General features: G+C 72.9%; 12 protein-coding genes. 11 read left to right on the forward strand and 1 reads right to left on the reverse strand.

Annotation, left to right across the window (positions count from 1 at the left end; translation table 11 throughout):
- Positions 1-381: 381 nt before the first annotated feature.
- Positions 382-1815, forward strand: coding sequence for a non-reducing end alpha-L-arabinofuranosidase family hydrolase (locus tag IE258_RS25405; RefSeq protein WP_189747095.1), 1434 nt, complete (start codon positions 382-384; stop codon positions 1813-1815).
- An 87-nt stretch (positions 1816-1902) separates the two neighbouring features.
- On the opposite strand, the gene IE258_RS25410 is transcribed toward IE258_RS25405, so the two are convergent.
- Complete coding sequence (locus IE258_RS25410) at positions 1903-2298, reverse strand: RidA family protein (protein ID WP_189747097.1); 396 nt, start codon at positions 2296-2298, stop codon at positions 1903-1905.
- A 136-nt stretch (positions 2299-2434) separates the two neighbouring features.
- On the opposite strand from IE258_RS25410, the gene IE258_RS25415 reads away from it, so the two are divergent.
- The 10 genes from IE258_RS25415 to IE258_RS25460 all read left to right on the forward strand — a co-directional run bounded on the left by IE258_RS25415 (position 2435) and on the right by IE258_RS25460 (position 12421).
- Positions 2435-3406, forward strand: a complete 972-nt coding sequence (locus IE258_RS25415; RefSeq protein ID WP_189747100.1) for a helix-turn-helix transcriptional regulator — start codon at positions 2435-2437, stop codon at positions 3404-3406.
- Between the two features lie 64 nt (positions 3407-3470).
- Positions 3471-4115, forward strand: coding sequence for an RNA polymerase sigma factor (locus IE258_RS25420; RefSeq protein WP_189747102.1), 645 nt, complete (start codon positions 3471-3473; stop codon positions 4113-4115).
- Positions 4116-4192: 77 nt separating this feature from the next.
- On the forward strand, positions 4193-4993 hold the full coding sequence (locus tag IE258_RS25425; protein ID WP_189747104.1) for a hypothetical protein: 801 nt from the start codon (positions 4193-4195) through the stop codon (positions 4991-4993).
- A 119-nt stretch (positions 4994-5112) separates the two neighbouring features.
- On the forward strand, positions 5113-5772 hold the full coding sequence (locus IE258_RS25430; protein WP_189747106.1) for an RraA family protein: 660 nt from the start codon (positions 5113-5115) through the stop codon (positions 5770-5772).
- Complete coding sequence (locus IE258_RS25435; protein WP_189747107.1) at positions 5769-6917, forward strand: pyridoxal phosphate-dependent aminotransferase; 1149 nt, start codon at positions 5769-5771, stop codon at positions 6915-6917. Before IE258_RS25430 ends, IE258_RS25435 begins: the two co-directional genes overlap by 4 nt.
- Before the next feature lie 136 nt (positions 6918-7053).
- A complete protein-coding gene (locus IE258_RS25440) occupies positions 7054-7671 on the forward strand; it encodes a TetR/AcrR family transcriptional regulator (protein WP_189747109.1) in 618 nt (205 codons plus the stop codon).
- Positions 7672-7910: 239 nt separating this feature from the next.
- Positions 7911-8696 carry an alpha/beta fold hydrolase gene (locus IE258_RS25445; RefSeq protein WP_229892404.1) on the forward strand — a complete coding sequence of 262 codons (786 nt, stop codon included), beginning with the start codon at positions 7911-7913 and terminating at the stop codon, positions 8694-8696.
- Positions 8689-9879 carry a DUF3500 domain-containing protein gene (locus IE258_RS25450; protein ID WP_189747113.1) on the forward strand — a complete coding sequence of 397 codons (1191 nt, stop codon included), beginning with the start codon at positions 8689-8691 and terminating at the stop codon, positions 9877-9879. Before IE258_RS25445 ends, IE258_RS25450 begins: the two co-directional genes overlap by 8 nt.
- A gap of 5 nt (positions 9880-9884) precedes the next feature.
- Positions 9885-11714, forward strand: coding sequence for a gamma-glutamyltransferase family protein (locus IE258_RS25455; RefSeq protein ID WP_189747115.1), 1830 nt, complete (start codon positions 9885-9887; stop codon positions 11712-11714).
- The gene (locus IE258_RS25460; protein WP_189747117.1) at positions 11711-12421 is read left to right on the forward strand and encodes a YoaK family protein; all 711 of its coding nucleotides are present in this window, start codon (positions 11711-11713) and stop codon (positions 12419-12421) included. The genes IE258_RS25455 and IE258_RS25460 overlap by 4 nt, the downstream gene beginning before the upstream one ends.
- Positions 12422-12425: the final 4 nt, after the last annotated feature.

Raw genomic sequence — 12425 nt, forward strand, 5'->3', positions numbered from 1 at the left:
CGGGCGGGGGTGCCATCACCGCCGCCCTGCGGACCTGTTCGGTATACCGATCTGCGGCCGGTTTCCCAGACAGGAATGATTGAGCGTTGACGATGCTCGGTCAATACTTCTGCCGAAAAGAATTCAGTCATTGTTCGAAAGTTTCGGCGATGAATGGCCTGGATCTGGCGGGATTCTCCGTGACGTGCAGTGTTGCTCAGGGCCGCTTCTTTGAAAGTTTCGGAGTGAAGGTGATGCGCGCGAGGGGTGTTGACGGCGTTCCCCGGTTCCCTATGATGCGGAGCGCTCGACACCTCGACCGATGTTCGACATTGCGAACGTCCTGCGTCGCTCGCTCTCTTGCCCGGCAAGGAACCACCCACCCGAACTGAGGGAGTTCCCATGCACAGAGGAAGCTTCAGCCGCGGGCACACGTCCGCGGCGCTCGCCGCCGCGGTCGCGGCTCTGGCCGCGTTGGCCGCATTGGCCGCGATGCTCGTCGCCGCCCCGGCCCAGGCAGCCACCAGTGGCGCCCTGCGCGGTGCCGGTTCCGACCGGTGTCTCGATGTGCTGGGCGGCAGCCAGACCGACGGCACGCTCCTGCAGATGTACGACTGCTGGGGCGGTGCCAACCAGCAGTGGACGTCGACGGACACGCTCCAGCTCACCGTGTACGGCAACAAGTGCCTGGACGTTCCGGGGCACGCGACCGCGCCCGGTACGCGGGTGCAGATCTGGTCCTGCTCCGGCGGCGCGAACCAGCAGTGGCGGGTGAACTCCGACGGCACGGTCGTCGGCGTGGAGTCCGGGCTGTGCCTGGAGGCCGCGGGCGCCGGTACGGCCAACGGCACGGCGGTGCGGATCGGAACGTGCGACGGCGGCAGCAACCAGAAGTGGACCGGCCTGACCGGTACGCCGCCGACGGACGGCACGTGCGCGCTGCCGTCGACGTACCGGTGGTCCTCGACGGGCGTCCTGGCGCAGCCGAAGAGCGGGTGGGTCGCGCTGAAGGACTTCACCACGGTGACGCACAACGGCAAGCACCTGGTCTACGGATCGACCTCGTCGGGCTCGTCGTACGGCTCGATGGCGTTCGGCCCCTTCACCAACTGGTCGGACATGGCGTCGGCCGGCCAGAACGCGATGAACCAGGCCGCGGTGGCGCCCACGCTGTTCTACTTCGCGCCCAAGAACATCTGGGTGCTGGCGTACCAGTGGGGTGCGTGGCCCTTCATCTACCGCACGTCGAGCGACCCCACCGACCCCAACGGCTGGTCCGCTCCGCAGCCGCTGTTCACCGGGAGCATCTCCGGCTCCGACACCGGCCCGATCGACCAGACACTGATCGCCGACGGCCAGAACATGTACCTGTTCTTCGCCGGTGACAACGGCAAGATCTACCGGGCGAGCATGCCGATCGGGAACTTCCCGGGCAACTTCGGCTCCTCGTACACGACGATCATGAGCGACACGAAGGCCAACCTGTTCGAGGCCGTCCAGGTCTACAAGGTCCAGGGCCAGAACCAGTACCTCATGATCGTCGAGGCGATGGGCGCGAACGGGCGCTACTTCCGCTCGTTCACGGCCTCCAGTCTGAGCGGCTCGTGGACCCCGCAGGCCGCCAGTGAGGGCAACCCCTTCGCGGGCAAGGCCAACAGCGGTGCCACCTGGACCAACGACATCAGCCACGGCGACCTGGTCCGCGACAACCCCGACCAGACCATGACCGTCGACCCCTGCAACCTGCAGTTTCTCTACCAGGGCAAGTCCCCGAACGCGGGCGGGGACTACAACTCGCTGCCGTGGCGGCCGGGTGTCCTCACCCTGCGGCGCTGACCTTCCACGACGCACCGCGACCGTGACGCGGTGCTGCTTGCGGCACGCCGGCGTCCCCGTCGGGGGCGCCGGCGGAAGCCGTGCGTGTCAGTCGACGGCGGTGCCCTCCAGCTCGACCAGCTGACCGGGAACGGCCAGACGCGTCACGCCGAGCATGGTGGTGGCCGGTGCGACGCCGGCCGCGCCCAGCCTGCCCGCCAGTACGCCGTAGTGCTGGAAGAGCAGGTCGACGTCGGTCGTGTAGACGTTCAGCCGGACGAGGTTCGTCAGCGACATGTCCGCCTCGGCGAGCACCGCCTCGACGTTGTCGACGGCCAGCGCGAGCTGCGCGGCCATGTCGCCGTCGTGCTCGGGCCTGCCTTCCTTGCTCATCGCCGTCTGGCCGGAGAGGTACAGGGTGCGCGCGTGCCCGGAGACGACCTCGCCCTGGTTGAATCCCATCTCGACCGACCACGACACCGGGTTGACCGCATTGCGTTCCATTTGGCCGCCTGCTCCGTTCGGTTGACTGACACCGTGCACGCTCGCGCCCCGGCAACAGCGGGGCTCTCGCGTCGTGTGACGAACCCTGCCAAGAAAACGTGACATCTTCGGTCATGTATTTGGCTAGGGTTTCCCCATGCGCGCCGACCGGTTGGTTTCCCTGGTGCTGTTGCTGCGTCAGCGAGGCCGGACGACCGCGGAGACGCTCGCCCGCGAGCTCGAGGTCTCGACCCGGACGGTGCTGCGTGACATGGAGGCACTCTCCGCGGCGGGGGTCCCGGTCTACGCGGAGCGAGGGCGACACGGCGGGTTCGCGCTGCTGCCGGACTTCCGGACGGCACTCACCGGCCTGAACCACGACGAGGCGCTCGCCCTCGTGGTCGCCGGATCACGGCGCGGTGCGCAGTTGTTCGGTCTGGGATCGGCGCTCGCCTCGGCCGTGCTGAAAGTCGTCGACGCCCTGCCCGACGCGCTGCGTGACACCGCCGCCGGAGCGGCGCAGCGGCTGCTCATCGACCCCGAGACCGATCTCCTCTCGCGCCGGGTGGCCCCCGAGGAGGTCTGCGACTCCATCGCCACCGAGGTCCGGAGCGCGGTGTTCGCCGGGCACAGACTGCGCATCCACTACGAGGCCGTGGGCCGGCCCCCGCAGTGGCGCACGGTGGACCCGGTCGGGCTGGTCACCGTCAGGGACCAGGGCTACCTGCTGGCCAAACGGGGCACCGAGGACCGCACCTACCGACTGAGCCGCATCCTGTCAGCGGAGGAACTCGACGAACCCGCGCGGCGGTCGGACACGGTCGACCTCGACCGGGCCTGGCGCGAACGCAACGTGCGGTTCAGGACCGGCGGTGACAACACCGCCGTGGTGGTGCGCCTGGACCCCGCGCGGCGGGAGGACCTGGTCGCCACCGCCCTGGCGGTCCGCGAGGAGGAGACCGACGAGGACGGCCGGCTCCGGGTGCACGTCGTCTTCCAGGACGCGCGGCACGCCGAATGGGCACTGTGGCAGCACGCCGCGTACGCGGAGGTGGAGGCTCCGCAGTGGCTGCGCACCTCCCTCCACGACCGCGCGGCGCTGATCGCGGCCCGCTACGCGCCACCGTGAGTGAGCGGCCGTTCTCGACGACGTCACCGGGAACCTCCCGCCGGGTGCCGGACACGTACGAGGTATGGAACTGAACGACGCTGGTCCCGCCGTACCGGTCGGCGGGACGTCCGACCGGGAGCTGTGGGCGAGGGCCGTCGACGGCGATCGCGAGGCGTTCGGCCGGATCTTCGACCGTCACGGCAAGGCCGTCTACAACCATTTGTTCCGGCGGACGGCCGACTGGTCCGAGGCCGAGGACCTCACATCGGCGGTGTTCCTGCATGCCTGGCGGCGGCGAACGGAGACGGTGCTCGACCGCGACTCGGCGCTGCCGTGGCTGCTGGGCATCGCCAACGGTCAGTTGTCGAACACCAGGCGGCGGCTGAGACGGGCCGAGGCGTTGCTGCACCGGCTCGTGTCGCACCAGGAGTCGGTCGGCGACCACGCGGACCGGGTCGCCGGCCTGGTCGACGACGAGCGCCGCATGTCGGAGATCCACCGGGCGCTGGCCCGCCTGCCGCGGCACGAACGCGAGGTCGTCGAGCTCTGTGTCTGGTCGGGCCTGGACCAGCAGGCGGCCGCCGCCGTGCTGAAGGTGGCCGTCGGCACCGTCAAGTCCCGGCTGCACCGGGCACGGCGACGGCTGGGGGCCGATCTCGACCAAGCCGCGGCCGCGCCGCCGTTCGGTGCCCACCATCCCGTCAACGCGAAGGAGGTCGCACGATGAATGACGCCCAGGGCATTCCCGCGGCTCCTTGTGATCGTGATCTGCCGAACCACCGGCGGACCCGAGAGGAACTACTGATGAAGATCCGCCCACAGGACAACGGGGCTTCGCTGCGCGGCAGGTGGGGAGTACCGCTCGGGGTCGCCGGCGGAGTGACGGCGGTGAGCCTCGCGGCCGTGGTCGTCCTCGGCGGTACGGGGGACACCGGGCCGGAGGCCGCCGCCCCGGCGCACGGCGGCGGAAGTCCGGCCGCCTCCACCCCGGCACCGAGTCCGAGCGCATCCTCCGCGCCCGGCAGGACGTCGGCCGAGGCGGGCTTCACCATCACCGACGCGACGACGAGCCCGATCGACTCCAGGACCGTCACCAGGGTCCTCTCCTCCTGCCTGGGGCCGCAGGCGTCGCAGTACCAGCCCGTCGTCGCGGTCCGCACGCCCCTCGCCGCGGCGGACGTGGACGGCGTGGTGGTGGCCGTCAACTCCGCAGACCAGTACGTGCAGTGCCAGTCGAAGGGCGACAAGGGCACCAGTCCGGACTCCCCGCCCACCTTCATCAACGACCGCCTGTGGGGCACCGGTCGGGTCGTCGAGTACTTCGACTCCATGATGGTGCCCGCCGGCGAGGGGAGGTACCTCATGCTGGGCGCCGGGCACTACTCGTCCGACGTCGCCAGGATCACCATCAGTTACGGCGACGACCCGAAGCAGTACCCGGCCCGCATGGCGGGCGGAGCCTTCGTCTACGGCGCCGCTCTCACCCCGGACTCGCCCGTCGGCCCGCGCTACCTGGGCCCGAGCCCCTACGTCCACGCCTACGACGCCTCGGGCAAGGAGATCTACAACCAGGCCGAGGACCCGAAGTTCACCGGCGGGGAGTAGGGCGGCCCCTCCTCCAGCAGTCGGACCGGCCCCGGCCATGGGCATTGTGGCCGGGCGCTTCGGCGGCTATGGTCCTTCTTATCTGAGATAGATACCTCATTTAAGAATGGAGTCGCGCCATGTTCATTGCTGCGGCGACGGACGGCGTGTCCGTCGCTCCGAGCTGGGACCGGGCCGCCGGGGCCGAGACGCGCCGCCTGGGCGAGGTGCCGGCCGCCCACGTCGGCGACGCCCTGGCGCGGATGACCGTCATGGACGGCGGCATCCGGCTGCTCACCGAGCCCGCCGTCCTCCTGGGGAACGCCCTCACCGTGGACGTGCGGTCGGGTGACAACCTCGCCGTCCACCGGGCGCTCGACGAAGCCCGGCCGGGCGACGTCCTGGTCGTCAACGGGCACGGGGACACCACCCGCGCCCTGATCGGCGACCTGATCGGCGAGATCATGGTCAACACCGGGGTCACCGGCGCCGTGGTCGACGGCGCGGTCCGCGACGTACAGGCGCTGTCCGGGATGGGTCTGGCCGTCTACGCACGGGCGATCACCCCCGCCGGGCCGTTCAAGGACGGGCCCGGCACCGTCGGAGCCCCGGTGGCGGTCGGCGGCACGGTCGTGGCGCCGGGTGACGTGCTCGTCGGTGACGCCGACGGCGTCGTCGTGGTCCCGCGGCACCGGGTGGCGGAGGTCGCGGCCGCGGTCGACGGCATCGCCGAGAAGGAGGACGCGCTGCGCGGGCGCATCCTCGCCGCGCGTCAGGACCGCGCGGCGGTGGCCCGATGACCGCCGCGCCGCACGCCCCCCGGATCGAGGAACTGCGCCGCCGTTCGCGCCGCCCGGCCCTCGCCCCGGCTCCGCCGGGGGCCGTCTCCCTGGCCATGGGGGAGCCGGACTTCCCCACCCCGCCGACGGTGGTCCAGGCCGCGGTGTCCGCCCTGCGCGAGGGGCACACCCACTACGCCGACCAGAAGGGCCTCGGGGAACTGCGCGCCGCGCTCGCCGCGAGGCTGCCGGCGCGTCCGGGCCGGCCGTGGGGCGCGGACGACGTCCTGGTCACCCACGGTGCCACCGCCGCGCTGGCCGCGGTCGTGCTCGCGACGATCGGCCCCGGCGACCGCGTGGTCGTCCCGGAGCCCGCCTACTCGCTCTACGCCGACCTGGTCGTCCTCGCCGGCGGCACCGTGGACTTCGTGCCGCTCGCCCCGGACCTGCACTGGGACCTGGACGCGTTGGCCGCCGCGCTTCCCGGCGCCGCCATGACGATCTTCTCGAACCCCTCGAACCCGACCGGCATCGTGCACCGCGAGGAGGAGCTGGAGGCCCTCGGCAAGCTCCTCGACGGCACCGACACCCTGGTCGTCAGCGACGAGGCGTACCACCGGCTGGTCTACCCGGGCCACGAGGCGGCCTCGGCGCTGGAGATCGAGTCGCTGCGCGACCGGACGGTCTACGTGCAGACGTTCTCCAAGACGTACGCGATGACCGGCTGGCGGGTCGGGTACCTGACCGGGCCGCGCGAGGTGGTGGACGCGGCGGCGCAGGTGCACCGGACGTGGAACGGCTCGGTGAACACGGCCGCCCAGCACGCGGCCCTGGCCGCCCTCGCCCTGCCCGACGGCGTCGTCGACGCCATGGTCCACCGGTACCGCCGGCGTCGAGAGCTGGTGGTCGCGCGGCTGTCCGGCGTGCCCGGTCTGCACCTGGTGCCTCCGGAAGGGGCGTTCTACGGGTTCCTGCGCTACGACACCGGCGTGCCCTCGGAGGTGGTCGCCCGCGAACTCGCCGAGCGGGAGGTGATCGTCCGCGCCGGTGCCGAGTACGGGCCCTCGGGCGAGGGTCATCTGCGGATCTCGTTCGCGGCCTGTGAGGACGACCTGTGGATCGGCCTGGAGCGGATCGTCCGCTACTTCGGCGATGCGCGCCCCTGAGCGCCCCGTGCGGCACCTCGCACGCCACTGCCCCGCGCGGCACCTCGCAGGCCACCGCCGCGCCCGGCACCTCGGCGGGAGCCGGCACACCGAGGCGATACCCTTTGCCTGCACTTCTGTGAGGCGGAGGAGGCCCGTGACCGACCAGCAGGCCGCCCCGCGCGGGCGGCGCAAGCCGCGCAGCGACACCCGGCGCAACCACCGCCGCCTCCTCCAGGCCGTCGGCGAACTGGCCCGGGAGGCGCCCGACCAGCTCACCATGCAGGCGGTCGCGTCCCGCGCGGAGATCGGCCCGGCCACCGCGTACCGCTACTACTCCTCGGTGGACGACGTGCTGGCCGCCTACGTGCTCAGCGTCGTCGAGGAGCTCCGCGACTTCAGCCTCGCGTCCACCGCACAGGGGCGGCCGCTGTTCGACTCCCTCGTGGACAAGTGGGTGGACCTGCTCGCCGAGCACGGCCCGGCGCTGGTGCAACTGCGGTCCCGGCGGGGCTACCTGGAACGGCTGCACGACGGGAACGAGATCATCGTCGCCCTGCGGGACGCCTGGAGCGAGCCCGTGCGCGGACTGCTCGACGACATCGGCCTGCCCGACGTGATGCACGAACACGCCCTGTTCCTCAGCAACATGCTCTTCGACCCCAGGGAGATCCAGGACCTGCTGCGGGAGACGGGACTGTCCCGCCGCGAGGTCGTCGCCCGGCTGACCGAGGCGTACTGCGGCGCACTGCGCGGGTGGGTGCGGGCGGGCTGACCGCCAGGCCCCGCCGACCCCGCCTCCCCTTCACCTCCGCCTCCCCTTCTCCGCACCCCCTACCGCGGTATCACCCCCGCATTGGCTCCCGGGTATGACGCCCGGCGCGTAGCCGTCCGCCCACTGTGTTCCTCGTCGCCCGGCACCGCCGCACCCGCGTCGGAGTCGCACATTGGGCGGCCCATGAAGCGATAGTTCACTCTCAAATCGGATGACTGTCTCTGTATCGGAGGTCAGTGGTGACCAAGCATCAGCAAGAGACCGTACGAGCGGGCGAACTCGACGTCGGGGTCCTCGACGGCGGCGACGGTGTGCCGCTCGTACTCGTCCACGGTGGTGAGAGCGACCGCACCCAGTTCGCCACGCTCCGGGCGCGACTCGGCGCGGGGATCAGGGCCATCTCGTACGACCAGCGCGACTCCGGGATCACCGTGAACCCTCCGGTCCCCTACACGCCCGCCGTCCTCGCCGACGACCTCGTCGACCTGCTCGACGCGCTGGGGCTCGCGCGTGCGCATCTGCTGGGCACCTCCTTCGGCGGCGCCGTCGTCCAGCACGCGGCGCTGCGGCACCCCGAACGCGTCGCGTCCCTCGTCCTGGTCGCCACCACGCCGAGCTACGCGATGGGCAGCGCGGCCGTCGACGAGCTCCTGGGCATGTCCCACGAGGAACGGCAGGAGTCGGCCCCGGGCTACTTCTTCACGCCCGAGGGGCAGGCCGAGCAGCGCGCCCGGCCGGTGCGGACGCTGACCCGCCGCACACCCGAGCAGAGCCGCCGCCGCCACGACGCCGCCCGCCGGCACGAGATACGGGACGGCCTCGGGGAGATCACCGCGCCCACGCTCATCGTGCACGGCACGGAGGACCGGCTGGCTCCCTACGACGGCGCCCTCCTGATGGAGCGACGCATGCCGAACGCCGAACTGCGGGCGATCGAGGGCGGACGCCACGGGATCGCGGTGGAGTTCGCGGACACCGTCGCCCACCGGGTGCGCGAGTTCCTCGGGGTCAACGGCCATGGCTGACGGCGCCCGCCACGTCGCGGACCGGATGGCCGAGGCGGCCGCGGCGTGGCTGGACTCCCTGGACGCGGCCCAGCGCGGGGTCGCGGTCGGACCGTCGCCCCGCGCGGGCGGGACGGCCGGGACCGGGACCGAGGCCCACGCCGACGCCGACCGCACCCGCTGGTTCTACACGCCCACGGACCACGGCGGACTGACCTTCCACCAGCAGCGACCGGCCCAGCACCGGTTGGCGATGCGGCTGGTCGCGAGCGGGCTGTCGGAGGCCGGGTACGTCACCGTCGCCACCGTGCTCGGCCTGGAGAACGTGCTGGACCACGTCGAGGGCTTCTCGGTGAACTGGGGCAGGGAGCGGACCCGCGACCCCGGCATGTACTACCTGCGCGTCTTCGGGGAGCCGGGCGGGCCGGGGCCGTGGGGATGGCGGTTCGGCGGCCATCACGTCTCGCTCAACAACCTCGTCGTCGACGGACGCGTCGCCGCCACCACCCCCTGCTTCCTGGGCGCCGACCCCGCCGCCTCGCCCCTGCTGGGCGGCTCGACGCTGCGCCCGCTGGGCAGCGCCGAGGACACGGCCCGCGAACTCGTCCGCTCGCTGCGTCCCGAGGCCGCCGCCCGCGCCGTCCTGCTGCCCCGCGCGCCGAACGACGTCGTGGCGGGCAACAGCACCCGCGTCGGCGACCGCGTGATCAGGCGCGGTGAACTCTGGCGCCCCGGCACCCACATCCCCGACCGTGCCGAACAGCCGTCCACCGGACTCGACGGCGCCGACCGGTGGGCACTGGCCCTCACCCTGGCGCCCAAGGGCCTGCCGGGCGCCGAACTGGACGCCGGACAGCGCGAGTTGCTGCGGGCCCTGCTCGCCGCCTACCTCGGCCGCGTCCCGGCCGGGGTCTCCCCGCTGGCCCGCTACGACGACCCCGCCGCGCTGGACGCCGTACACCTCGCCTGGGCCGGCTCCACCGCGCCGGGTGAACCGCACTACTACCGCCTCCAGGGCCCGCGGCTGCTCATCGAGTGGACCAACGTCCACCGCGGCGTCAACCACGCGCACGCCGTGTGGCGGGACCCGGAGACCGACTTCGGCGGCGACGTCCTGGCCGCCCATCATGCCGCGCACCACGCGGCCCATCACGCCGCGCACCAACCCACCCACCAAGCCCTTCACCACGCGAACGGAACGTGACAGACATGTCCGGTCGACCACCGTCACCGACCGAGGTCCCCCCTCACACCACACGCCCCACCCTCCGCGGCTCCTTCGGCATGAGCGCGTCGACGCACTGGCTGGCGACCGCGACCGCCCAGTCCGTACTCGAACGGGGCGGCAACGCCTTCGACGCCGCCGTGGCTGGCGCCTTCGTCCTGCACGTCGCCGAACCCCACCTCAACGGGCCGGGCGGTGACCTCGTCGCCGTGCTCGCGACCGCCGCGGACCCGTCGCCGTACGTGCTGGCCGGACAGGGCCACGCCCCGCGCGGCGCCACCGTCGAGCACTTCCGCGCCGAGGGGCTCGACCACGTGCCCGGCGCGGGAGCGCTCGCCGCCGCCGTCCCCGGCGCCGTCGACTCCTGGCTCTGGCTGCTCGCCGAGTCCGGCACCTGGGAACTCGCCGACGTCCTCGCCTACGCCATCCACTACGCGGAGCACGGCGTGCCCGTCGTACCGCAGCTGGCGCGCGTCCTCGCCACGGTCGAGGACCTCTTCCGCAGCCACTGGCCGACGTCGTACGCGCTGTGGATGCCCGAGGGACGGGTCCCGGCACCGGGCGTGACCCTCGTCAACACCGCTTACGCCCGCACCCTGCGCCGGCTGTGCGGGGCGGGCACCGGGGCACCCGGCGGGACGAGAGCCGCCCGGATCGACGCCGCGCGGCACGCCTGGCGCACCGGGTTCGTGGCGAGGGCCGTCGCGGAGTTCGCGGCCCTGCCGCACCGGCACTCCTCGGGCGGGGACCACGCCGGGGTCATCACCGCCACCGACTTCACCGACTTCCACCCGTCCCTGGAGCCCGCGGTCACCGCCCGGTTCCGGGGCACCACGGTGGCGAAGGCCGGCCTGTGGTCCCAGGGGCCCGTACTGCTCCAGGCCCTCACCATGCTCGACCACTTCGACGACGCGCGGCTCGACCCGTCGACGGCCGAGGGCGTCCACACCCTCACCGAGGCCCTGAAGCTGGCCATGGCCGACCGGGAGGCGTACTACGGGCACCTGGACCCGGCACAGGCGGAGACCGTGCTGCGCCGCCTGCTGTCCCCCCGGTACGGCAAGGAGCGGGCGGGCCTGATCCGCCCGGTCGCCTCGACCGCGTTCCGGCCCGGCCGCATCCCGGACACCGGCATCACCCCGTACATCCCGCCGCTCGTCACCCGCGGGCAGGCCCCACAGGCCGACGGCGTGGGCGAACCCACCGTGCAGCAGACCGGGGAGACCCGGGGCGACACCTGCCACATCGACGTCGTCGACCGCTGGGGGAACATCGTCTCCGCCACCCCGTCGGGAGGGTGGCTCCAGTCCTCGCCCGCCGTGCCGGAGCTGGGCTTCGCGCTCGGCACCCGGCTCCAGATGACCTGGCTGGACCCGGCCGCCCCGTCGCGCCTGGCACCGGGCCGACGGCCCCGTACGACGCTGACGCCGACCCTGCTGCTGCGCGACGGCCGTCCCGTGGCCGCGCTGGGCACACCCGGCGGCGACCAGCAGGACCAGTGGCAGCTGATCTACCTGGTGCGCACGCTGGCGCTGGGCATGGACCCGCAGGAGGCGATCGACGCACCCGCGTTCCACACCACCGCCGTACCGAGTTCGTTCTGGCCGCGGACCTGGACGCCCGGGGGACTGGTCGTCGAGGAACGCGTGGGCGGGGCGGTCGTCGACGAACTGCGCGCACGCGGCCACGACGTGACCGTCTCCGGGCCGTGGAGCCAGGGCCGGCTGTCCGTCGTCACCCGCGATCCGGACAGCGGCGTCCTCCGGGCCGCCGCGAACCCGCGCGGCGCCCAGGGCTACGCGGCCGGACGATGAACGCGCGACGGTACGCGACACCGCCCGCTCTGATGCTGGCCCTCACCTTCGCCACCGGGGTCGTCGACGCCGTCGGCTACCTGCGCCTCGACCAGGTTTTCGCGGGCAACATGACCGGCAACGTGGTCATCCTCGGCATGGCGGCCACGGGCGGCGGTACCGGGCTCCCGGTGCTCGGCCCGGTCCTGGCGCTGGCGTCCTTCCTCGCCGGGGCGGCGACGGCCGGGCGGGTCCTGCGCACCGCGGCCCCCGGCTGGAGCCGCCGGTGCACGGGACTGCTGGGCGGCGTCGGACTGGTCCTGACCGCGACGGCCCTCGGTCTGGCCGTCGCCGGGGCCGACACCTCCGGCGCCCGCGCGGGCATGGCGTCGTCGCTGGCCCTGGCCATGGGGGCGCAGGCGGCGACCGCCCGCCACCTCGCCGTCAAGGACGTCACCACCGTGGTCGTGACCTCCACGCTGACCGGCCTCGCGGCCGACTCCCGCCTGGGCGCGTCCCGCGGCCGGGGCGCCCGGCGCCGGGTCGCCGCCGTCGCGCTCATCGTCGCGGGCGCGGCGGCCGGCGCGGCGCTGTGCCAGGCGCACGAGGGCATCGCGGTGGCGGTGGCGGCCTGCGTCGTGCTGGCCGTGACGGCGCTCGGCGGGACGGCGCCGACCACCAACCCCTCCCGTTCCACCGCTCCTTCGACGGCCCTCGTCCGGCCATGACGGA

Source organism: Streptomyces tendae, from assembly GCF_014650435.1.
Classification (GTDB): Bacteria; Actinomycetota; Actinomycetes; order Streptomycetales; family Streptomycetaceae; genus Streptomyces; species Streptomyces tendae.

Coding starts and splice junctions, on each gene's coding strand:
- IE258_RS25455 (WP_189747115.1), top strand. CDS start 9,885: ATGTCCGGTCGACCACCGTCACCGACCGAGGTCCCCCCTCACACCACA.
- IE258_RS25415 (WP_189747100.1), top strand. CDS start 2,435: ATGCGCGCCGACCGGTTGGTTTCCCTGGTGCTGTTGCTGCGTCAGCGA.
- IE258_RS25460 (WP_189747117.1), top strand. CDS start 11,711: ATGAACGCGCGACGGTACGCGACACCGCCCGCTCTGATGCTGGCCCTC.
- IE258_RS25405 (WP_189747095.1), top strand. CDS start 382: ATGCACAGAGGAAGCTTCAGCCGCGGGCACACGTCCGCGGCGCTCGCC.
- IE258_RS25420 (WP_189747102.1), top strand. CDS start 3,471: ATGGAACTGAACGACGCTGGTCCCGCCGTACCGGTCGGCGGGACGTCC.
- IE258_RS25435 (WP_189747107.1), top strand. CDS start 5,769: ATGACCGCCGCGCCGCACGCCCCCCGGATCGAGGAACTGCGCCGCCGT.
- IE258_RS25450 (WP_189747113.1), top strand. CDS start 8,689: ATGGCTGACGGCGCCCGCCACGTCGCGGACCGGATGGCCGAGGCGGCC.
- IE258_RS25430 (WP_189747106.1), top strand. CDS start 5,113: ATGTTCATTGCTGCGGCGACGGACGGCGTGTCCGTCGCTCCGAGCTGG.
- IE258_RS25425 (WP_189747104.1), top strand. CDS start 4,193: ATGAAGATCCGCCCACAGGACAACGGGGCTTCGCTGCGCGGCAGGTGG.
- IE258_RS25410 (WP_189747097.1), bottom strand. CDS start 2,298: ATGGAACGCAATGCGGTCAACCCGGTGTCGTGGTCGGTCGAGATGGGA.